This is a genomic window from Nocardia sp. NPDC058633, from assembly GCF_042717045.1.
In the GTDB taxonomy this organism is placed as follows: domain Bacteria; phylum Actinomycetota; class Actinomycetes; order Mycobacteriales; family Mycobacteriaceae; genus Nocardia.
Genome location: NZ_JBHXRA010000018.1, coordinates 139,336 through 161,238, shown reverse-complemented (window position 1 = coordinate 161,238; position 21,903 = coordinate 139,336). Strand labels below are relative to the sequence as shown.

Annotated in this window: 21 protein-coding genes; 6 read left to right on the top strand and 15 right to left on the bottom strand. The window is 67.7% G+C overall.

Annotated features, from left to right (window positions below):
• From ACFWUR_RS23695 to ACFWUR_RS23685, 3 genes are all read left to right on the top strand, one after another.
• A partial coding sequence (locus ACFWUR_RS23695; protein WP_378909644.1) for a sensor histidine kinase occupies nt 1–461 on the top strand: 461 nt, incomplete at its 5' end.
• Nucleotides 458–1,378: a TAXI family TRAP transporter solute-binding subunit gene (locus ACFWUR_RS23690; RefSeq protein WP_378909643.1), complete on the top strand. Its 921-nt coding sequence runs from the start codon at nt 458–460 to the stop codon at nt 1,376–1,378. The genes ACFWUR_RS23695 and ACFWUR_RS23690, both read left to right, overlap by 4 nt.
• Nucleotides 1,379–1,589: 211 nt before the next feature.
• On the top strand, nt 1,590–2,690 hold the full coding sequence (locus ACFWUR_RS23685; protein WP_378909641.1) for a GGDEF domain-containing protein: 1,101 nt from the start codon (nt 1,590–1,592) through the stop codon (nt 2,688–2,690).
• A gap of 35 nt (nt 2,691–2,725) precedes the next feature.
• Here the strand turns inward: ACFWUR_RS23685 and ACFWUR_RS23680 are convergent, their stop codons facing one another.
• Nucleotides 2,726–3,937 (bottom strand): oxygenase MpaB family protein, encoded by a 1,212-nt coding sequence (locus tag ACFWUR_RS23680; RefSeq protein WP_378909639.1) that lies wholly within the window; start codon nt 3,935–3,937, stop codon nt 2,726–2,728.
• A gap of 75 nt (nt 3,938–4,012) precedes the next feature.
• Between ACFWUR_RS23680 and ACFWUR_RS23675 the strand changes: the two genes are divergently transcribed.
• Nucleotides 4,013–4,636 (top strand): TetR/AcrR family transcriptional regulator, encoded by a 624-nt coding sequence (locus ACFWUR_RS23675; protein ID WP_378909638.1) that lies wholly within the window; start codon nt 4,013–4,015, stop codon nt 4,634–4,636.
• A gap of 16 nt (nt 4,637–4,652) precedes the next feature.
• On the opposite strand, the gene ACFWUR_RS23670 is transcribed toward ACFWUR_RS23675, so the two are convergent.
• The 11 genes from ACFWUR_RS23670 to ACFWUR_RS23620 form a co-directional block, all read right to left on the bottom strand.
• A complete protein-coding gene (locus tag ACFWUR_RS23670; protein ID WP_378909636.1) occupies nt 4,653–5,879 on the bottom strand; it encodes a cytochrome P450 in 1,227 nt (408 codons plus the stop codon).
• 167 nt (nt 5,880–6,046) lie between these two features.
• The gene (locus ACFWUR_RS23665) at nt 6,047–7,228 is read right to left on the bottom strand and encodes an alpha/beta hydrolase family protein (protein WP_378909635.1); all 1,182 of its coding nucleotides are present in this window, start codon (nt 7,226–7,228) and stop codon (nt 6,047–6,049) included.
• Nucleotides 7,229–7,372: 144 nt separating this feature from the next.
• Nucleotides 7,373–8,962 carry an MDR family MFS transporter gene (locus ACFWUR_RS23660; RefSeq protein ID WP_378909633.1) on the bottom strand — a complete coding sequence of 530 codons (1,590 nt, stop codon included), beginning with the start codon at nt 8,960–8,962 and terminating at the stop codon, nt 7,373–7,375.
• The gene (locus ACFWUR_RS23655) at nt 8,959–9,600 is read right to left on the bottom strand and encodes a TetR/AcrR family transcriptional regulator (RefSeq protein WP_378909632.1); all 642 of its coding nucleotides are present in this window, start codon (nt 9,598–9,600) and stop codon (nt 8,959–8,961) included. Before ACFWUR_RS23655 ends, ACFWUR_RS23660 begins: the two co-directional genes overlap by 4 nt.
• A gap of 85 nt (nt 9,601–9,685) precedes the next feature.
• On the bottom strand, nt 9,686–10,114 hold the full coding sequence (locus ACFWUR_RS23650) for a hypothetical protein (protein ID WP_378909630.1): 429 nt from the start codon (nt 10,112–10,114) through the stop codon (nt 9,686–9,688).
• A 101-nt stretch (nt 10,115–10,215) separates the two neighbouring features.
• Nucleotides 10,216–11,379, bottom strand: a complete 1,164-nt coding sequence (locus ACFWUR_RS23645; RefSeq protein ID WP_378909629.1) for an oxygenase MpaB family protein — start codon at nt 11,377–11,379, stop codon at nt 10,216–10,218.
• Nucleotides 11,380–11,418: 39 nt separating this feature from the next.
• Nucleotides 11,419–12,033, bottom strand: a complete 615-nt coding sequence (locus tag ACFWUR_RS23640; RefSeq protein WP_378909627.1) for a TetR/AcrR family transcriptional regulator — start codon at nt 12,031–12,033, stop codon at nt 11,419–11,421.
• 148 nt (nt 12,034–12,181) lie between these two features.
• Entirely contained in the window at nt 12,182–12,901 is a 720-nt protein-coding gene (locus ACFWUR_RS23635; RefSeq protein WP_378909626.1) for an alpha/beta fold hydrolase, read from the bottom strand.
• Nucleotides 12,902–12,952: 51 nt separating this feature from the next.
• Nucleotides 12,953–13,918, bottom strand: a complete 966-nt coding sequence (locus ACFWUR_RS23630; RefSeq protein WP_378909625.1) for an alpha/beta hydrolase — start codon at nt 13,916–13,918, stop codon at nt 12,953–12,955.
• A gap of 39 nt (nt 13,919–13,957) precedes the next feature.
• The gene (locus ACFWUR_RS23625; protein WP_378909624.1) at nt 13,958–14,671 is read right to left on the bottom strand and encodes an alpha/beta fold hydrolase; all 714 of its coding nucleotides are present in this window, start codon (nt 14,669–14,671) and stop codon (nt 13,958–13,960) included.
• A 133-nt stretch (nt 14,672–14,804) separates the two neighbouring features.
• Nucleotides 14,805–15,812 (bottom strand): GlxA family transcriptional regulator, encoded by a 1,008-nt coding sequence (locus ACFWUR_RS23620; RefSeq protein WP_378909623.1) that lies wholly within the window; start codon nt 15,810–15,812, stop codon nt 14,805–14,807.
• Nucleotides 15,813–15,890: 78 nt separating this feature from the next.
• Here ACFWUR_RS23620 and ACFWUR_RS23615 point away from each other — a divergent pair, with 78 nt between their 5' ends.
• Entirely contained in the window at nt 15,891–16,505 is a 615-nt protein-coding gene (locus ACFWUR_RS23615; protein ID WP_378909622.1) for a TetR/AcrR family transcriptional regulator, read from the top strand.
• 65 nt (nt 16,506–16,570) lie between these two features.
• Nucleotides 16,571–18,058 carry an SDR family oxidoreductase gene (locus ACFWUR_RS23610; RefSeq protein ID WP_378909621.1) on the top strand — a complete coding sequence of 496 codons (1,488 nt, stop codon included), beginning with the start codon at nt 16,571–16,573 and terminating at the stop codon, nt 18,056–18,058.
• Nucleotides 18,059–18,090: 32 nt separating this feature from the next.
• Here ACFWUR_RS23610 and ACFWUR_RS23605 read toward each other — a convergent pair whose 3' ends face one another.
• From ACFWUR_RS23605 to ACFWUR_RS23595, 3 genes are read right to left on the bottom strand one after another with little or no spacing between them, the layout of a single operon-like run.
• Nucleotides 18,091–19,059 (bottom strand): phytoene/squalene synthase family protein, encoded by a 969-nt coding sequence (locus ACFWUR_RS23605; protein ID WP_378909620.1) that lies wholly within the window; start codon nt 19,057–19,059, stop codon nt 18,091–18,093.
• On the bottom strand, nt 19,056–20,582 hold the full coding sequence (gene crtI, locus ACFWUR_RS23600; protein ID WP_378909619.1) for a phytoene desaturase family protein: 1,527 nt from the start codon (nt 20,580–20,582) through the stop codon (nt 19,056–19,058). The genes ACFWUR_RS23605 and crtI overlap by 4 nt, the downstream gene beginning before the upstream one ends.
• Nucleotides 20,583–20,629: 47 nt before the next feature.
• The gene (locus ACFWUR_RS23595) at nt 20,630–21,568 is read right to left on the bottom strand and encodes a polyprenyl synthetase family protein (RefSeq protein WP_378909618.1); all 939 of its coding nucleotides are present in this window, start codon (nt 21,566–21,568) and stop codon (nt 20,630–20,632) included.
• Nucleotides 21,569–21,903: the final 335 nt, after the last annotated feature.

Sequence of the window (21,903 nt, the reverse complement as noted above, 5' to 3'; positions counted from 1 at the left end):
GGGTACAGCTGAGCGCGGCGACCACCGACCACGTGCCGAAACTCGGTGCGAACGACCTGGCGACACCGGTTCACACGCCACCGCCCGGTGACGGCGCGATCTCCGGCAGCCGCCCGTTCGCCGCGATCAGCTCGGCGGCTCTCGCCCAGATTCTCGATGTGGCACTGAGCAATTCGTGTCGCTACGCGGGCTCCGGCGCGCACACGGTCGTGAGTGTGACGGCCGAGCCGGACGGGGTGACTATCCGGGTCGCCGACGACGGGACAGGCGTGCCGCCGGACGAACTCGACAAGCTCACCGCCCGGTTCTTCCGCGGTACGACCGCGGTGTCCGGCGGAACGGGATTGGGACTGTCGATCGCGCAGGCGTTGGCCAAGGCGCGGGGCGGGGCCCTGACCGTGGAGGCGACGCGGCCGCACGGCCTCGCCGTGGCGGTGCGTGTGCCCGCGGTGACGCGATGAGCGGCGGCTCACCGATGTCGCGTCGCCGGATGCTGGCCTTGGCCGCCCTCGCGTCGGCGGGCATGGTCAGCTGTGGCACGAGCGATCCGGTGACGGTGCGGCTGGCCTCGGGCGAGGACGGTGGCTTCTACTACGCCTTCGCCGGCCTCCTCGCCGCCGCGGCCGCGAACGAGTCCCTACGCATCGAACCGGTGGAAACCGCGGGCTCGCAACAGAATCTGCGGATGGTCGCCGACGGCGAGGTCGACATGGCACTGGCGCTGGCGGATTCGGCGAGCGACTTCGGGGGGCGCGTGGTGGCGCTGGGCCGCGTGTACGAGAACTACCTGCAGCTGGCGGTGCGGACCGACGGCCCGATCGGCGAGGTCGCCGACCTGCGCGGACGCCGGGTAAATCTCGGCGCCGCGGGCTCGGGAGCCGCGGTCACCGGTCGGCGGCTGCTGGCGACGGCCGGTCTCGATCCCGCCGTCGATGTGGTGGTCGAGCATCGTCGCCTGCGCGATGCCGCGCGGTCGCTGACCGACGGCACCATCGACGCGTTGCTCTGGGCCGGTGGGGTGCCGACCGCCGCGCTCACCGTGCCCGACCCGATGCGACTGATCGACCTCGGCGCCTTCGCCGCGCCGATGCGCGAGCGGTACGGCCCCGTCTACGACCGAGTCGCCGTCCCCGCCGATGCCTATCCAGCCGGGCCCGCGATCCACACGATCGGCGTCGCCAACCTGCTACTCGCGGCCGCGACCCTGCCGGACGAGACCGCGGCCACCGTCGTCGACCTGCTGGTTCGGCACGCGGACGCCCTCGTGCCCGCCGAAGCGGCGGGCACCCAGTTCCTCGACAGCCGGTTCCTGATCGGCACCGGAACAGTCCCGCTGCATCCGGGCGCGGTGCAGGCCTACCGGCGCAGGCACGGTTGACCCGACCGCGCGTGTCGCACGGCCCGATCGACCCGCGACCGGGTCGACACCGGCGAAGCGATCGGTTCGACACGTCCGCCGGTGGGCTGCGAGACCGACGAACGCCCCGAATGCGAACAGCTTCGACCTAGACTACTGCCGATCAGCTGGTGGGATTGCGGTGAATCCTCACGTGAAGTGGGCAGATGCGGTCAGGACCAAGGGTGAGTCGATGAATGACAGCAAGACGCTGCGCGCCTGGTGGAGTGACCCGGTCGACTACCGCTGGCTGGTACGCACCCTGGCGGCTCGATCGGCGCTGGCACCGCTGAAGGTACTGATCGGCGTCGCGGGAGCGGCGATCGCGGTGATGGGCGCGGTGATCGCGGGAACCCCGGTGGGGCCGCCCGGCGATCCCGGCATCGCGTCGACGATCGGCGTAGTGGCCGGAACGCTGTGGGCGGCACGCTGGTGGCTACTGCCCTGGCCGAACAAGACCGAGTCGCTGGTGCTGATCGCCTGCGCCGATGTGCTGTTCACGATCGAATTCCTCCAGCTGCCGGACCGGCTCTTCGGGGCGATGGGCACGGTCCTGCTCGTGATCACCGGCAGCTACCTGAGCTTTTTCCACTGCGCGCGAGCCCTGGCAGTGCATTCGGCGTGGTCGCTGCTGTCGGTGGTGGTGTTGTCGGTGCGGATCGCCACCGGCGGCGGCGATGTGCACCTGGCCCTGGCGGTCGCGCTCCTGCTCGTGTCGGTGGTCGGTGCGGTGCCCGCGTTCCAGCTGCTCTATTGGATCCTGCGTACCGAATCCCTGTCGGACCCGCTCACCGAACTGCTCAACCGCCGGGGCCTCGAGAACCAGCTGCCGCAGCTGATGGACCGCACGCCCGCGATCTGTGTCATCTGCTTCGATCTCGACCGGTTCAAGATCGTCAACGACACCTGGGGCCACCGCATCGGCGACCTCGTTCTGGTGCGCACCGCCCGGCGGCTGCACGATGCCGCCGGGACGTCGGCGGTGGTGGCGCGCACGGGCGGGGAGGAGTTCGTGGTGGCCGCCCCGATCGCGGCGGCTTCCGCGCGCGCGGAAGCCGAACGCTTGTGTCAGGTGGTCGCCGAACCGTCGGAGACCACGGTGGTGGTCACCGCGAGCGTCGGCGTGGCCCTCTTCGACGCGACGACCTGTCCGCAGTGTCCGCGCCCGACCCCGGACCGATTGCTGCAATCCGCCGACGCGGCGATGTACCGGGCCAAACAGTCCGGCGGGAACCTGGTGGTGGTCGACGATCTCAGCCCGCCCACGAACCATCACCACCAGACCCGCCGATGACCGCCGTAGCAACCCCCGGCGGGCGGGTGTGATCCCTAAGCCGCGTGGGTGAGCTTCGCGGCGGCCGCGCCGACGGTCGGACCGGCGCTGACCAGCGTGCGCATGAACCGATCCTGTTCCCGCGCACCACGAATCGCGGCACGGTCGAGTCCACCGGGCGACAGCCGGGTGGCCGAGCGCACGAGATTGACGGGAATGCGCACCGCCGGATACCACGGCACGATCACCGTCGGCAGACCGAGCGCGCGCATCGCACGGCGGCCGAGGAAGGTCCCTGCCACCGACATGTGCTGGGCATAGGCGAGCCGGCGGCGGACACCGGGCAGACGGTCGTAGTTCCACGACAGCGGATCACGTGACATCGGGATCGCGAGCTGGGGCGACGACTCGTCCGGATCGGACAGGGCGGACAGCGTGTGCACCATGAGACGCACACCGTCGCGGAAGGTGTGCGGAATCCACTGCTCCTCGACCCCGAGCAGCCAGCCGACGTAGCGGACCACGTGCGCGACGGCGTCGGCCTGCGAGGGGGTGAGCAGCACACCCAACCCCATTCCCCCGATCGCCGGGGCGATGAACGAACCCACCAGCGTCGCGGCCATATCGGTCTGGTTGATGGGCAGTCCCCAGTCGTCGGCCTGCCAGTCCGGCATGGCGGCCACATGGCGACGGACGAACGAGTGGACCAGCCGCACCCGGATGGTGGACCGGTAGCCGAGGCCGAGCGGGGCCAGCCCGTCCTCGGACAGCACATCCATCGCCCATTGCATCGTCTCGGCCCACCGCTGATTGGAGCCCTTCTCCAGCGCGCCCGTCCGCAGCAGCGTCTTGTTGAAGCTGGAGAACTGGTAGCCGCCGATCATGGAGACGTCACGCGCGATGTACATGCCGTCGGATCCGCTGCTGACCAATACCTTGGCCCCCCGCACCAGCTTGTCGTGGTCGACCCACGCCGGCGTGGTCTCGATCGCGGTGAAGAACGCGCGCAACGGTTCCGGCGCCTGCGGCACCGCGGCGATGCCGTGGGTGAGCGCCCGATCGAACAGCGGACGCATCTGCTTCATGCCGGCGCCGACCATCCAGTCGAGCAGCTGGTCCATCGGCTCGTCGCCGACGAGCAGCCCCTCGCCGAGGCGTCGCCACTGGTCCGGGTCGGGGCCACGCACACCCAGCATCGTCGCGAAACCGCCGACGATCGCCGGGACGCCGTGGGGGCGATCGGGGTGACGGGTGGGAACGGTGGTCATCGGCACTCCTCGTTGAGCGACGCAAATTGGATAACGTCTGATATCCAAATTAGATCGCCTGCTAAAGTGCTGTCAATGGCGCGCGCGGAGGTGGTCCGGTCCTACCGGGGGATCAGCGCGGCGAACCGTCGAGACGAACGCCGCGACAAGATCCTCGCCGCGGCCCGTCGGATCTGGGGCGAAGCCGGCCTCACCGAAGTCACGGTGCGCCGCGTGTGCACCGCGTCGGGGTTGACGCCGCGCTACTTCTACGAGCACTTCACCACCAGGGACGCGCTGGTCCTCGCCGTCGCCGAACAGGTGAACGAGGAGCTTTTCACGACCCTGATCGAGGCCAGCCAGGCCGAATCGGGCGGCCTGCAACCCAAACTGCGCCAAGCGTTGACGACCTATCTCGACGCCATCGCCAACGACCCGAGCGTCCACCGCATCCTGACCAGCGACGCGCACAGCGTCGCCGGGCTCGAGGAACTACGCACCCGGGCCGTCGGCATCGTCACCGATCTCGTGGTGCAGTACAGCGCGGAGTTCCTCGACGCCCCCGCAGACCCGGAAATCCGGCGCCAGGAAGCACTGTTCGTCGTCGGCGGGATCAATCAACTGGTGGCGACCTGGCTTCGCGACCCCCGCCGGCCGACTGCCGACGTGGCGAAACTCTGCACCGAGCTCGCCCTCGCTGTGGTCAATCGATCCGCCTGACCGCCCGACCGCGGCACTACTGCCCGTGTAGGAACACCGGAACGGCGAGGTGGCCGTTGGAGATGAAACTGGGAACCGGCGCCAGCTCGGCCGGACTCGCGGCCAAGCGCAGCTGCGGAAATCGGCGGAACAGCGCGGGCAGTGCGACGGCGGCCTCCAGGCGGGCCAACGGTGCGCCGAGACAGTGGTGCGCCCCGTAGCCGAAGGCCAGGTGTTGCTCGCGGGTGGCACGGGCGGGGTCGAACTCGGCGGCGTCGGCGCCGTGCACCTTCGGGTCACGACTGGCACCCGCGTACGAGGCCAAGATCGCCTCACCCTTGCCGATCCGGAACCCGCCCTCGATGTCGATGTCCTCGACGGCGTACCGCAGGGGTAGGTGCGCTACCGGAGCTTGGAAGCGAAGGGTCTCCTCCACCACGTCCGCCCACGACACCCGGCCCTCGGCCACCGCATCACGCTGTTCGGGACGGGTGAGCACAGCGACGATCGCCTGGTCGAGCAGATTGACCGTCGTCTCGTGACCGGCATTGATGACCAGCATCAACGTGTCGACGAGCTCCTTCTCGGTCATCCGGGAGTCGTCGTTCTCGTCCCGCGTGGCGATCAGGACGCTGGTGACGTCGTCACCGGGATGCCGACGACGGTAAGCGACGAGTTCGCTGACCAATCCGTACATTTCGAGGTAGTTGGCCTGTGCCTGCTCGGCGGTGAACGAGCCGTCGAAGAATCCGTCGACGCACTTGTGCATGGCCGGACCCAATCCATCGGGCACACCCAACAGTTCGGTGATGACCCGGATCGGTACCGGGTAGGCGAATCCGGCGCGCAGATCCACCGACTCGCCGGCCGGTGCGGCGGCCAACTCGTCGAGCAGGCCCTCGGTGATCTCGACGATCCGTGACCGCATCGCGGTGGTGCGACGATGCGTGAAGGCCGGCGACACCAGCCTGCGCAGCCGACGGTGATCGGGACCGTAGGCGGTGAACATACTGTCCACAGCCACCCAGGGCAGCAGCGGCCACGCCTCGGTGATCTCGCCGTTGACGAACGCCGCCCAGTGCCGGCGAGGGTCCTTCGACACCCGAGGGTCGGCGAGCAGGCTCCGGAGCACCGCCTGATCGGTCACCGACCAGGCGGGCACGCCACCGGGCAATTCGACCAGGGTCACCGACCCGCGCTGCTGAATGCGTGCCGACTCACCTTGGATGTCGGCACCGGTCGAATCCAGCACGATCGGTTCCATGACATTCTCCTTCTACCGGACGTGCGGCGCCGTAATCAGCGGTGCCGCAGCACGTTTCGCTCTCCGTTGCGAACCTACCGCGCAGACGACCCGCCCCGAGGTCGAACAGCGGCACACCGGTGGCGTCGTGCACGCAAAGACCGGGCCGCCGAGCGATCCGGCAGCGCCTACGGGACCAGAACCATTTCCGGGTGCAGCAAGGTGGCCGGTATCCGGGTGAGCTCGTCGTACCGACCCAGCGCCGTATCGAAGAAGCCGCGCAGGTAGTCCCGTTGCACATCGAGCGACTTGCGCGGATCGATCGTGCCGACCATCTGTGCCGCGACAGCGGCGGGGACGAGGCCCGCGGCGACGAGTGCGGCGGCGATCAGCGGGCTGTCGCAGAACGACTGATGGTGCGCCCCGTTGAGCCGAAAGTTCAGTGTCGGCCCGTTGTCGTTGGCCCAGAACTGTTTCCAACTGGGCACGTCGTCACGTTCGTGACCCTCGCGATTGATGAGCATGAAGGGGCGGTCCAGCCCGTCGGAAACGACCGAGCCCCAGAGGCGGCCGTCGAGATCAGCTGCCGCGGCGATTCGGCGGTCGTCGTGCATCGCTTGGGCCGCCGTGGCACCGCCCAGCGAGTGTCCGAACATCCCGACCTTCGACATGTCGAGCACTCGGTCGAGGTTCGCGGGCAGCGGGCGCTGGTCGGCATCCGGATTGCTCCCCGCGGTGATGTCGGCGAGCTTGTCGAGCACGAACCGGGTGTCGGCGACCCGCGTCGCCAACGCGGCAGTGCCCTGAGCCTCGAGCTCACCGGGATCGGTTGTCGGCGGCAGGACGCTGCGTTCGATCCGCCCGTCGGGAAATTCGACCGCTGACGATTCGTGGGTGTGGCTCAGCGTGACCACGACGAAACCGTGGCTGGCCAGGTCTTCGACGTGCGCTGTGCTCAGCTCACGTGGCATGCCCTTACCCGGCGAGAACACAACGATCGGGCGGGGGCCGCCAGATGCCTGCGCGGGCGCACCGAGGTGGCCGTGGCTGGGCGCGAACGTCATTCGATCGATGGTCGACGCGCCGAGCTGAGCGAGACTGTTGGCGTAGATGCGGACGAGGCGGGGAGAGAGCCAGGGCCGAGCAGGTGCTCCCGCTACGTCGGCGGCGGGATACCAGATGCTGACCATCAACTCACGCGGCACGGCCGGTTCGTACGGATCGCGCCGTGAGGTGTCGACCATATGCAGATCAACCACGCCGACAGCCTCGGCGCCGGAGGGCTCCGGCAAGGCGATGAGCACCGAGTCCTGTTGCGGCAACTTCGGTTCGGCGTGCGCCACGCCGTCGACCGTGGTCAACGCCAGCAAGGCGAGAACCGAAATATATCGAAACACCTTCGTCCGCAAGACTTTCACTCCCCCAACGTCGACATCGCTTGCCTTCCGCCGAGCCAGCTTAGCCCGAGTTTCCCGACGCGGCCCCGGGTCATCCGACAGCCGCGAGACCGCCGATCATCCCTCTTTGACCAGATCCGGTTTCTCCTCCATGACCGCTTCACCGCGCGCGACCATGCCTGCTTCGTCCGACAGTGTCAGGTGCGGGATGAACAACGCGAGTACGAAGGCGAGCACCGCGCCCGGGATCAGGTACCAGAACCCGGGGACCAGCGCGTCGACGTAGGCGCCCACGATCGCGTCGTGCAGCTTGTCCGGCAGGTCCTTCACCACCGAGGGGATCAGCGCGCTCGGGTCGACGTTCGCCGCCATCGCCTCCTGCCAGTTCGCCTGGAAGGCGCCGGTGAGGTTCTCGGTCAACCTGCTGGTGAAGATGGAACCGAAGATCGCGATGCCCAGCGCGCCGCCCATCTCGCGGAAGTAATTGTTCGCGCTGGTCGCCGTGCCGATCTGATCGGGTGACACCGCGTTCTGCACCACGAGCACGATGATCTGCATGATCAGGCCGAGGCCGGCGCCCATCCCGAACAGCATCGCCGAGACCAACCACATCGAGGTGTTGGCGTCCAGGCGGGTCAGCCACAGCATGTCGATGCCGATGAGCGCGGCGCCGATCGGCGGATACACCCGGTAGCGACCGGTTTTGGTGATCACGTTCATCGAGGTGATCAGCGTGAGCATCAGGCCGATCATCATCGGGATCAGCAGCAGGCCCGAGACCGAGGCGGAGGTACCGCTGGCCATCTGCAGGTAGGTCGGGATGAAGCCGATCGCCGCGAACATCACCAGTCCGACGAGGAATCCGATCGCCGAGGTCAGCACGAAGGTGCGATTGCGGAACAGCCACAGCGGCAGCATCGGCTCGGCGGCCCGCGACTCGACGAACACGAAAGCCGCGACCACGACGACGAATGCGACGATCATCGACACCATCACCATCGAACCCCACTCGTACTGCTTGCCGCCCCAATCGGTGATCAGGATCAGCAGTGTGGTCGCGGTCGACATGAGCACGATGCCGAGGTAATCGGGCCGGAACTTGGGCCGATGGCTGGGCAGGTCGAGGTAGCGGAAGGCGATGAACAGGGCGGCGACGCCGATCGGCACATTGATCCAGAAGCACCAGCGCCAGTCGAGGTGGTCGGCGAACAGACCGCCGAGCAGCGGCCCGGCGACCGAGGTGATACCGAAGACAGCGCCCATCGGTGCCATGTACTTGCCGCGATCCTTCGCGGGCACCACATCGGCGATGATGGCCTGCGCCAGGATCATCAGACCACCGCCACCGACGCCCTGCAGGCCGCGGAAGGCGATGAACTCCCAGAACCCGGTCGACGCGGCGGCGCCGATCGACGCGGCGGTGAAGACGGTGATCGCGAACAGGAACAGCCGGCGCCTGCCGAACATGTCGCCGAGTTTTCCGTAGATCGGCATCACGATGGTGGTGGCGAGCAGGTACGAGGTGGCGGTCCAGGCCATGTGGGAGACCCCGCCGAGTTCACCGACGATGGTCGGCATCGCGGTGCCCACGATCATCTGATCGAGGCTGGCCAGGAACATGCCCGCGATGAGAGCGGAGAAGATCAGCCAGATCCGCTTCTGGGTCAAGACGATCGGGGTGGGCGGCGAATCGGCCGTAGTGGTCATCGGAGCGTCTCCCCTGTGCTGTCGTCCGGCCGATCGAACAGCCGGGCGGCCATGGCGCAGTGCTCGTGCAGCGCTGCCGTCATCGACCCGTTCGGGTCCGCGGCCAGCGACATCGCCGCCCGCGTCGTGATGGTCGTCATGATTCCCGCGGTGAGCGAGGCGAGTTCGGGCGCGACGTCGGCGCCGAGCCTGGCCGAGAGGAGTTCGGCGGTGGCCGCCTCCATCCGAGCGCCGGAGGCGATGAAGGCGGCGAGCACCCTGGGCTCGGCCGTGACGAGCTCGGTGATCAGCGAGATACCCTCGCGCACTTCGCTTTCCGCCTGGAACCCGGCGGCGTGCAGCCAGGTGAGATCTTCGATGAGCACGCCGGTCGGACCGCCTTCGATGAACTGCTGCCGGGCTTCGGGTGTGCCTATTTCCCCGATCGGGCCGACGACCGCGTCGAGCTTGGTGTCGTAATAGTTGAAGAAGGTGCGCGAGGAGACGCCCACCGCCTTGGCGATGTCGTCGACATTGGTCGCGTCCAGCCCGTGCTCTACCGCCAGCCGCCGTGCGGCGAGGCACAGGTCGAGCAGGGTCCGTTGCTTCTTCTGCTCACGCAGACCACCCGAGGCCTGCGCGGCCGGTTCCTGAGTCACGCCAACAAATTAGCACAAACTGCAATATTTCAGAAACTGCAAATCGTCGTCGGCGGTGGGTCGCTGCCGACGGACGACACGACGCCTACGGCAGTGGCAGGCAGGAGCTTCCGGTATCCAGCCCCCGCCCGACGACGTCGACGGTGATGTACTGCGCGGAGGTGTACTCCCCCGGCTCGAACTGCTGGGCGATGAGGTTCTGGCGACCGGTGTACTTCGGCGTCCAGGCGAAGGTCGCCGTGCCGCTCTCCGGATGATAGACAGCGACCCCGAGCCGCTCACCGTTGCCCGGGACCGGACCACCGCTGATGCCGATGGTCACCTCACCGGCCTCGGAAACCGGTGCGTCGACAGCGACCGTCACCGTATAGGTGCATCCGCCGCGAAGGCCCTCACTCGACTGCTCCACGCTCACTCCGGTCACCGCCGCGGTCGCATTCGGCACGCCCATGATCATGGTCGGCACGGCACCGAGAACAACGGCCATGCCGAAACGTCGAGTACGGACATTCATGGGGTTCCCCCTCGTTCGACTGATATCGCTGATCGCGGTCGACACATCTTCGCGTTCTCGACGATACCGCCGACCGGCCGGCTCGACGCCGGGATCGCATGTCAGTGAGCGGTTCGCAGCACCGCCTCTGCGGCGACGGTCGTCGGAGCCTGGGCGCCGTCGAGCAAGTCGCGAAAACTCGCCCGTGTTCGGCGAGCCAGTCGTTGCTCGTCGCGAAGACCCGCTCTGCGGGCCACCTCAGCGAGCTGTACCGCGGGCCGCAACAGCGTCGGTAGATATTTCAATGTCGTATTCGGCAATCCGAGGCTGTCGGCCACGTCCTCGCCCGCCCACCTCCGGGTCAGCGCGTACAGCGTCGCGATCAGCGGGCCGGTGCCGAGTCCGAGCACGGATTTCGGCAGCACAGTCGCCGGGTCGAAGCCGTTCTCGATCAGCGCTCTGACCAACCGTCGTGAATCCTCGTCGGCCGGGGTATCGGTGAGGTCTTTGATCGCGATGATCTCCCTGGCGCGCGCGGCGCTGTCGGGGAGCATGTCGCCGGGTACGCCGAGCAGGTGGCCGACATAGCGCCACATATGTTGGATGTCGTCGAGGTCGCGATCGGTGAAGTGCAACCCCGCGTCGCGCATCGCCGCCAAGGGGATTGTCGAGAACTCCCCCGATACCCCGTACGCGGTATCGGTGAGGTTGATCGGCGTACCCCACGCCTGGTGATTCCATTCGCCCGATCGGAGTATGCGCTGACGGACACCGGCATGCATGAGTCGGACGCGCACGGTTTCCCGGAAGCCCGCGCCATTTCGTCGCAGTGCCCCGGGCGAGGTCGCCGCGAGAAACCACCGCCCGGTCTCCTGCATTCGTCGACGCGACCGGTAACTCAATTCGCCGGTGAAGGTCAGTGGCTTGACCCCCGCTCCCGACTGATATCCGGCCGCGAGCGCCGCGCAATTGAAGCTGAGGCCGATCCACAGGATCCCGTTGCGCCACAACGCGGTCGAGCCCCGATCCAGCGCACTGTGATCCAGCCAATCAGGCAGGTCGGCGATCGGCTCGAGCATTGCCGCGAGGCTGTCCGGCACACCTGTTTCGCCGTCGAGCCACGCGTTGACCGCACGAAACGAGTGCCCCGGAGTGGTGGCGAACGAAGCAACTATCGCGTCGGCCGGCGAGTCGGATTCCTCGAGCCCCTGCTCCACACGCCGCACGAGCCGGGGATCGAAACGGGCGTGCGCGAGATTCCGGTTCAGAAAGCGCGTGGTCGTCATGAATCGACGTTAACAGGGGGTTGGACACGTTGTCCAACCTCAATTCTCGGGGTGCAGACTGTGCCAGATAATCATTGTCAGCGCTCGATTCAGGCGTGCGCGTTCCTTTTCCGTGCTCCCCCCGATCACCCGGTAGCAAGTACGCTCCACCATCCAGACCAGCGCGGCGGCGGTCTCCTCGGCCGGGACCTCCCCGCGGACGGTGCCGCGTTGTTGAGCGGCCACGATCGTTCGAGCCGACTCCTCGATGAACAAGCCCAGGTTGGCCTCCATCCGCTGGGCCACCTGCGCATCGGTGCCCGACGCGTCGACCACCGCGGTGATCAACGGATACTCGCGTGCGTAGATCTCGACGAAATCGGCGAGGGCGGCCTCCAACGCGCCGCGATCTCCGGCAGCCCGCCACACCGCCGCGACACTGCCGGCCAACTCCGCGCGAACGTGATCGACGAGGCGCAGCACGAACGCCGAGCGATCCGGAAAATACAGATAGAACGTCGCCCGCCCGATCGCCGCCGTTCGGACGATCCGCGAAACACTCAGATCGGCGAAAAGCGCACCGCCTGCACAGAGATCCGACACAGCCGCGATCAGCCGACGTTCGACTTCCGGTCGCCGTTCGTCGCGAGAGGCACTGCCTGAAATTTCCGTCACGAGCTGGAACGTAGCGTGCGCGGGCCCGCCCGTTCGCGGCGGCGCCCCGGCAAGGAATGCGGGGGCGCGTCCACTGCCACGAACACGCCGACCGGATCCGAAACCCTGTCGCATTGTCGGCAGGGTTCCGGATTCCGGCGACTGCTCGCTAGCCCTGGATCGCCCGCGCGATCAGGTCGCCGACCGCACCGGGATTCGACACGGCGACCGCGTGTGACGCGGTGACCTCGACGGTGTGCGCACCAGCGCGTTCGGCCATGAATCGCTGCGCCTCGATGGGGATGTTCTTGTCATCGGTGGTGAGCAGGGCGAAGACCGGGACCGCCCGCCATGCCGTCGCGGCGGCCGGTTCCTGGAGCGCGGGAAGCGCGACCGGACGCTGGGTGATCGCCATCGCCTCGGCCACCGCGGCGGATACGTCGGCGGCGAACTGCTGATGGAACTCCTCCTGCCGGATGTAGAGCTCGGTGCCTTCGCCACCGTCGGCCAGCGGGTAGGCCGCCGCACGCGTAGCCGGTCCCAGTGTGGAGCCGGGGAACTTGTCGGTCAGTTGCAGTGCGCTCTCCCCCGCATCGGGTATGAACGCGGCGATGTAGACCAGTGCCCGCACGGCGGTTTTCCCGGCGGCGGCCACGGTGATGACGCTGCCACCGTAGGAATGGCCGACCAGGACGCACGGTCGGTTCACATCGTCGATGACCGAGGCGATGTAGGCGGCATCGCTGTCGAGACCGCGCAGTGGGTTGGCGGCCGCGACAACGGAATGTCCCTGTCCGCGCAACAGTTCGATGACACCGTTCCAGCTGGCGGAATCGGCGAACGCGCCGTGTACCAGCACGATGGTGGGGGTCGTTTGATCAGTGCTCACGACGGGAGTCGCTCCGAATCTGTAGATGGGCAGGCGAATACGCGGTTTCTGTCACGCGGTTTCGAACGCGGCGCGCAGGACCGCGACGGCCTGTGCGACCGCCGCTACGGCGGCATGGGTGTCGTGCATCGAGTTGACCATCACGAAGTCGTGGATGATCGCCCCGTAACGCACCTGGGTCACCGGAACGCCCGCGGTGCGCAGCTTTCCGGCGAAGGCCTCGCCTTCATCGCGCAGCACATCGGCTTCGCCGGTGATCACCAGCGCGGGCGGCAGCCCGGCCAGCTGTTCGGTGCTCGCCCGCAACGGCGACGCGGTGATCTGGGCGCGATCCGCGTCGCTGGTGGTGTATTGATCCCAGAACCACTTCATGCCTTCGCGGGTGAGGAAGTACCCCTCCGCGAACTCCTGGTAGGAACCGGTGTCGAAGTTGGCGTCGGTGACCGGGTAGAACAGCACCTGCTGCACGAAGGAGACGTCGCCGCGTTCCTTGGCCATCAGGGTCAGCGCGATGGCCATGTTGCCGCCGACCGAATCACCCGCGATCGCGATGCGGCTCTGGTCGAGATTCTTCTCGGCGCCATGGGCGGCAACCCATGTCGCGACGGCATAGGACTGCTCGTTGGCCACCGGATACCGCACCTCGGGAGAGCGGTCGTACTCGGGGAACACCACGGCCGCGTGGACGCCGACAGCGAGATCGCGCACCAGCCGGTCGTGGGTGTGCGCGTCACCGAATACCCAGCCGGCGCCGTGGGTGTAGACGATGACGGGCAGCGTTTCGGTCGCGCCCTTCGGCTTGACGATCCGTACCCGCACCGAGCCGGTCGGGCCGCCTTCGACGGTGATCCACTCCTCGTCGATCTCGGGCTTGGAGATCGGTGAATCCTGGACCGAATCCACCGCCTTGCGCCCTTCTTCCGGGGGCAGCTGGTAAAGGAACGGCGGCTGCGAGGTCGCGTCGACGAATTCTTGTGCTGCCTGCTCGAGCGGGAGACCCAGCGGGTTGCCTGACATGATGACACCCTTTCTTGTAGTGGTGAACGGTGTTGCTGGTCAGTCCAATTCGGCGATCGCGTCGGTGATCACCTTCGCGACCTGCTCGGGGTGGGTCTGCATCACCAGGTGCGGTGCGTCGATCTCGATCACCGAGCGCAGCCCGGCTCGCTTGTATCCGAAGCGTTCGACCTCCGGATTGATCGTGTGGTCGGCGCTGGACACGATTCCCCAGCCCGGCTTCGTCTTCCACGCGGCGGCTGTCGCCGCCTCGCCGAAGGCGATCGCCGAGAGCGGACGCTGGGAGACCGCGAGAACCCGCGCTTTCGCGGTATCGAGACCGGCGGCGAACACCGCGGGAAACGCCTCGATGTCGACCGAAACATCGGTGCCCGGTGCGTCGGCGTCGGTCGGGTACGGCGCGTAGACCAGATTCGCCGCCAGTTCGGAATCCGGGAAGCCGCCTTGTAGTTGGCCGAGGCTTTCCCCCTCGTCCAGCGCGTATCCGGAGACGTAGACGAGGCCGACGACGTTGTCCGCGACGCCGGCGACGGTGATGACCGCACCGCCGTAGGAGTGTCCGGCCAGGAGCACCGGGCCCTCGATCTGCTCGACGAAGGACGTGATGTAGGCCGCGTCGGCGGACAGGCTCCGATTGAAGACCGGCGGCGCGAGCACCCGGTAGCCGTCGGCGAGCAGCCGTTCGGTGACCGGAGCCCAACTGGATGCATCGGCGAAGGCGCCGTGCACGAGAACAATGGTCGGAGATGACATCGGGTGATCGCTCCAATGCTGGACTTGCGAGAGGTGTGCGGGTCCATCCCGTCGGGGCGGTTGCTGGACCCCGTTCAGTCTTTCCCGATCGACCCGTCGCGCGCCCCCCTCTACGGGCCGCAAAAGCCTCCGATCAGGACACGGCCCTCGTGTCCGCGACCTCCATGATGCGGGTGGATCGGAACCGTTGCTGGTATTTGCTGGGCGAAATTCCGAGTCGAGCGACGAACGCGCGCCGCAACGCTTCGCTGCTGCCGTACCCGGCGGCCATCGCCGCCTCGGTGACGCTGCATCCGGTGTGCAGTTTGTCCCTGGCCATCCCGAAACGGATGAACGCGACGTATTCGGCGGGCGAGCGTTCGAGTTCGGTGCGAAACAGCCGGGTCAGGTGCCGCACGCTGACCTTGGCGTGGGCCGCCAGACTCTGCACGGTGTGCGGAAAGGCCGGATCCGCGCAGATCCGGTCGACCACACCGCGCAGCAGGGGGCTGCGTGGGGCAGGCCCGCTCAGTGACGCCGAGAACTGCGACTGCCCGCCCGCGCGTTGCATGTACACCACCAGCGACTGCGCCACCCGGCGGGCGAGATCGGCACCGTGGTCCTCCTCGACCAGCGCGAGCGCGAGATCCACCCCGGCCGCGACGCCCGCCGAGCTGTACAGGTTGCCGTCGCGAACGAAGATCGCATCGGGATCGACCGCGATCGACGGGAATCGACGGGCCAGATCGGCCGTGAACTTCCAGTGGGTGGTCGCGCGCCTGCCGTCGAGTAGGCCGAGGGCGGCCAGCACATACGCCCCGCTACAGATCGACGCCACGCGCCGGGCGTTGCCGATCAGGTGCCGGGTCGCTGCCAGCAGTTCGGGAGTGACGAACTTCTCGGGCGGCAGTTCGCTGCCAGGAATGACGACCGTGTCGAACCGGCCCGCGTCGGCCGCGGCACAGCTGACCTGGACGCGCGCGCCGATCGAGGTCAACGCATCGCTGCCGTCGGCCGATATCAGGACTACTTCATATCGGGCCACGGACTGATTCGCTTCGACGAACACCTCCGCGGGGCCGACGAAGTCCAGCATCTTCACGCCGTCGAACACCAGAACGCCCACCCGTCTGCCGGGGCCTGCGGCGAATATTGGGGACATGGCAACTATTATTATGGAATGACGCCTCCAGAACAAACGGGGGCATGGAATCCCCCGCTGGATTGGTACGGTGAGCGCATGGGACGGCCGAGAAAGTTCGACGAAGCGGGCCTCCTCGCCGCCGCCACCGAGCTGTTCTGGTCCAAGGGCTTCGACAGTGCGTCGGTCGAGGACCTGTCCCGCGCGACCGGTGTCGGCAACGGCAGCATCTACGCTGCGTACGGCAACAAGCGCGGGCTGTTCCTCGCGGCATTCGAACGCTACTGCGAGGGCCGCGCCCAGTTCGTTCGCGATGTCGTGCTGTCGGCCCCCGGCTCGGCGCGGGCTGCTGTGCGTGCTCTGTTCCAAGCCGTCATCGACGACTGCGCCGCACACCGGGATCGGCGCGGCTGTCTGATGATCAACAGCATCGCCGAGCTCGGTACGCGAATACCGGAGGTCGCCACCATCAGTACCCGCACCACCGCCGCGATGGAGCAGAGCGTGGCCGAACGGCTCCGGGTCGCCGCGGCTCGCGCGGGCGACGATATCGACGACTCCGAACTCTGCGCACTCAGCGCCAACATCGTTCTGGTCTCCCAAGGCCTGATCCAGTTGAGCCGCTTGGGAGTTCCGTCGCGGCGACTACAGGAGATCGCCGGCGTCTCCAGCGCGGCCCTTCCGGCCGACTGGGCCGACCACGTCCTCGCCTGACCCGGACTGCACTCCTTACTGCTCGGTTCTCACCGATCTCGACATCCACAACAGGGAAGAGAGTGATGAGCATGCGGTGCGTGGTATTCGGGGCGACCGGCTACATCGGCGGACGTTTGGTGCCCGAGCTGCTTCAGGCCGGTCATCAGGTCCGAGTGGTGGCCAGGACGCCGGAGAAACTGTCGGAGGTCCCCTGGCGGGATCAGGTCGAGATCGTCCGTGGCGATGTCACCGACGACGACCGGGTGCGCGCGGCCGTCGCCGGCCAAGAGGTCGTCTACTACCTGGTGCACTCGTTGACCCGAGGCGACTTCTCCGACACCGACCGGCAGGCAGCGGAGATCGTCGCGGCCGCCGCGGACTCGGCCGACGTCGGACGCATCATCTACCTCGGCGGCATCGTCCCCGAGCACGCGCAGCTTTCGCGCCATCTCGCCTCCCGCGCCGAGGTAGGCGAGATCTTCCGGGAATCCGGCGTCCCCACGGCGGAACTGCGCGCCGCGGTGATCATCGGATCCGGCTCGGCCAGTTTCGAGATGCTGCGCTACCTGTCCGAACGCCTGCCCGCGATGATCACTCCGCGATGGGTGCACAACCGAGTTCAGCCCATCGCCGTCCGAGATGTCCTGTACTATCTCGTGCACGCCGCGGAACTGCCCGCTGACGTCAACCGCTCGTTCGATATCGGCGGGCCCGACGTGCTCACCTACTTGGCCATGATGCGCAGATACGCCGTCGTGGCCGGGCTGACTCGGCGACTGGTGCTCCCGGTGCCGGTCCTCACGCCATGGCTGTCGGCGCAATGGGTCAACCTGGTGACGCCGGTGCCTCGCGCTCTGGCCATCCCGCTCATCGAATCCCTCGTCCACGAAGTCGTGTGCGCCGAGCACGACATCGCCGACTACATTCCCGATCCCGCCGAAGGTCTCACGCCCTACGAACGTGCCGTGGAGTTGGCGCTCACTCGAATTCGCAACGCCGAGGTGCCTACCCGCTGGTCCGATGCCAGCACCTTCGGCGCGCCGTCGGATCCCCTGCCCACCGACCCGGCCTGGTCCGGCGGCTCCCTCTACGAGGATCTGCGCGAGCAGCACACCAGCGCCGACCCCGACGTCCTCTGGGCGGTGATCGAAGCTATCGGCGGCGAGAACGGCTGGTACTCGTTCCCGCTCGCCTGGTCGTTGCGCGGCTGGATCGACCGGGTCACCGGCGGGGTCGGTTTGCGCCGTGGCCGCAAGAACCCGCGCTACCTACATCTGGGCGAAGCCCTGGACTGGTGGCGCGTCGAACACATCGACCGGCCCCACCTGCTGCGACTGCGCGCCGAAATGCAGGTCCCCGGACTGGCCTGGCTCGAACTGAGCGTCGAGCCCGACCCGAACGGGGGCTCTCGCTACCGGCAGCGGGCCGTCTTCCAGCCGCACGGACTCGCCGGGCATCTCTACTGGAAGGCGATCTCACCGTTTCACAACGTCGTATTCGGCGGCATGGTCCGCAACATCACCGGGACCGCCGAACGCACCCCCACCGAGGGCACGGCGTCACCGGGCTGACGATCGACCCGCTACCGCCGTGGTCGCACCGATCACGCCGGTCCTTCGGCCGAGGTCAGCGTGCGCACGCGGCTGCCCCGGCGCGCCCACAACGCGCGAGCCAACGCCGAACCGGCCACCCGGGCGCGACGCGCGTTGCCCACGGTGGCACGCGCGGTGAACACCGCGAAATCGGTCTCCTCGATACGGTCGAGGATTTCGGAGTACAGCACGGCCGCCGTGGCCACGCAGGGCCGCGAAACCGGGTGTAGCAGCGCGAGTCCGGCGTCGGCGTATCGGTACCAGCCACGGGCGACCTCGTGCTGAGCGGCCAGCGCCGATCGCACCTCGGCGTCGGTGCGGCGATTGTCACGGCACCACTGCAACCGGGCGCGGTCGACCCCGAAAGCCGCCAGTTCGTCAGCAGGCAGGTACACCCGGCCGCGATCGAGATCCTCGGCGATGTCGCGGAGAAAGTTGGTGAGCTGGAACGCCTTTCCCAACGCCGCCGCGTAGGGAGCCGCGTCGGCTTGCGCACCGACAGTGCCGAGGACGGGCAGCACCTGCAGGCCGATCACCGCTGCCGAACCGTGCACATAGCGATCCAGCGCGGCCCGGTCGGGGTAGTCGGTCACTGTCAGATCCATGCGCATCGAGTCGAGGAATTCGTCGAACAAGACGTGGTCGATCCGGTATCTGGCGGCGGTATCGGCGAGCGCGGCGAAGATCGGGTCGGCACAGGGTGCACCGGAAAGACTGTCGCGCAGATCTTTCGCCACCGCGTCCAACCGGGCCGCGCGAGTACCTGCGGCATCGTCGAACGGTGGTTCGTCGACGATGTCGTCTGCCCACCTGGCGAATCCGTACAGCGCGTGGATCGCCGGCCGTTGGGCGGGTGCCAGCAGCCGAGTGGCGAGGAAGAAGGTCCGCCCGTGCCGGGCGTTGAGTTCGCGGCATCTGAGGTAGGCCTCGCGCAGCTCCGCGGCGCGGATGCCCGCGGCGTCGAGTTCAGTGCGGATCATCGTCGATCACCCCTGGTCGCGGGCGCGGCCGAAGACCGCGAGGTGGACACCGTGCCGGTGACCCGGTCGGCGGCGAGACGGCCCGACAGCAACGCCGTCGGCACACCGACCCCGGGTACCGTGCCGCAGCCGGCCAGCACCGCGTTGGTGGTGCCGCGCGGCAGGTTCGCGGGGCGAAAGGGGCCGGTTTGCGCGAAGTTGTGCGCGAGCGAGAAGGGCGTACCGGCCAGCAGGCCCTGCCGTTCCCAATCGGCGGGGGTGTCCAGATGCACGACCTCGGAGTCACGGACGAAGCCGGGGACCAACCGGTCCTCGACGATCGCGGCGAGTTCCTCGCCGTAGGCGGTGGCGCGGCGATCCCAGTCGCGCTCGCCGCTGCGGTACAGGTTGGGTACCGGAGCAAGGACGGTGAACAGATCGCGCCCGTCCGGGGCGAGAGCGGGATCGGTGGCGGTAGGGCGGGTCACCAGCAGCGACGGGTCCGTCATCAATGTTCCCGCACCGATCAGTTCGTCGAAGGTTTGCTGCCATGCGCCGCCGAAGACCAAGTTGTGATGTGCGGTCGGCACCGTGGCGGGAAGGCCGAGGTGCATGACCACCGCCGAAGGTGCCGGGCGCCAGCTGATCGGGCGGCGCGGGCTGCGATCGAGCAAGTCGTAGGCGGTTGGCAGCTCGGTCGCCAGAACAACGGCGTCGCAAGGGATCCGACGTCCGCGCTCGGTGAACGCCGCGGTGATCCGGGAACCGTTTCGTTCCAGGGCGTCGACTGTCTCGCCGTAACAGAACGTCACACCGGCGTCGACGGCGGCGGCGGCCAGGGCGTCCGGCAGTGCGCGCATGCCACCGCGGGGAAAGTAGACCCCGCCCACGGTGTCCATGTAGGAGATCACCGCGTACAGCGCCAGTGCCCGCTGTGGCGATACCCCGGCGTAGAGGGATTGGAAGGTGAAGACCCGGCGCAGCCGCTCATCGGTCAGGAACGACCCGACCGCCCGGTCGAGGCGCCGGAATCCGCCAAGGGCGATCAGCCTCGCGAAGGACGGTGTCAGCAGCGACAATGGCGAATCGACGTTCGCGGCGATGAACCGATCGAATTCGACGCGGTACAGCTCGCTCAACCACGCGCGCAGCCGGCGGTAGCCCTCGACTTCCTTGGGCCCGGCGAAGGCCAGAACCGATTCCTCCATCGCCGCGGCGTCGCTGTGGATGTCCAACCCGCTGCCGTCGGCGAAGTGCGCGCGGTAGGCGGGAACTACCGGCAGCAAGTCCAACCGGGACTCGAGACTTTCGCCGACCGCGCCCAGGGTGTCGGCCACGATGTCGGGCATGGTGAGTACCGACGGTCCGGTGTCGAGTTGGTAGCCGTCGACGTCGCGCCGTCCGGCCCGTCCCCCGGGCACCGTGTCACGCTCCACCACTGTGACCGCGCGACCCCGCCCCGCCAGGTGTAGCGCGGCGGCCAGACCTGCCAAACCGGCCCCGACAACGACCACCTCATCGGTTTTCCCCGATACGGTTCGCATAGCTTTCCTCTCCATCAAACTGATCGGTGGTTACGGCAGCAGGCCGATCAGTGCGTGCGGTGGGTGCACAGCAGGGCCATCCGGTGCAGCGAGTCGACCACCGATGGTTCGAGATCAACGCCGTCGAGGACCCGACGCGCGTGTGCGACGCGGTCGTCGATCATCTGCTCGGCGCACTGTGCCGCGCCGCTGTCGGTGATCACGGCTTGCGCGAGCGCTACGCCGCGTTCATCGATCGACGCTTCTTTCCAGAGATCGCGGAGTCGGGTGCGCTCCGATGGCGTGGCGAGCTGATCGGCCAGCGCGATCACGGTGGTGGCCTTGCGTTCTCGGACATCGTCGCCGGTGGGTTTGCCGGTGGCCGAGGGGTCGCCGAAGATGCCGAGCAAGTCGTCACGGAGCTGGAACGCTTCCCCGATCGCTTCGCCGTATTCACCGAGAACGCCCATCACCGTCTCGTCGCAGTCGGCCATCGCGGCACCCAGTTCGAGCGGGCGGCGCACCGTGTAGTTGCCGGACTTGCGTCGGGCGATGTCCATCACCGCGCCCACAGTCGGCACACGGTTGGCGTCGTTGGTCAGGTCCGCGAGCTGTCCCACGGCCAGTTCGCTGCGCATCGAGTCGTAGCGCGGCCATGCCCGATCCAGCGCGGCGGCGGCGACGCCGCTCTCACGCAACATGCGCTCGGCCCACACCAGATACAGATCGGCGAGCAGGATCGCCGCGGATTCACCGAATCGGTCCGACGACCCCGACAACCCCTGGCTGCTGTGCCATCCGGCGAGTCGCCGATGGGCGGACTGAGCTCCCCGCCTGACCGGGGACTCGTCCATCACGTCGTCTTGCACGAGCGCGAACGCGTGCAGCAGCTCGGCGCTGGCCGCGGCGCGCAGCGCGGGTTCGGATTCCCCGACGCCGCCGCACAACCAGCCCAGATAGACGTACACCGAGCGCACGCACTTGCCGCCCGCGGCGAAGTCGATCATCAGTTGGCCGGGAAGCGAGAACCCCGCTGGGTCCAGTTCTGCCCGACAGCGCGCCCGGACGAACTCGTCGACGTGACTGCGTACCGAGCATTGCGTCCGCGCAAGCCAATCCTCGAACCGCGCGGAACCGTTCCCATCGTTCGGGGGTTCGTCGGGCCGGAGCGAGAGTGCTACTCGTTCTGCATCCACCTCTTGATTGTGACACCGTTCGGGCCAAATTGCATCGTTTGTGCATCGTTTTGCCGCGCGCGGCAGAAACGACACCCCAACAGAGCCGGATGGCAGCCGTTGATTTCTCGTCGGATCGACCGCCCGTCGGAGGGAGAGTGGCCGGG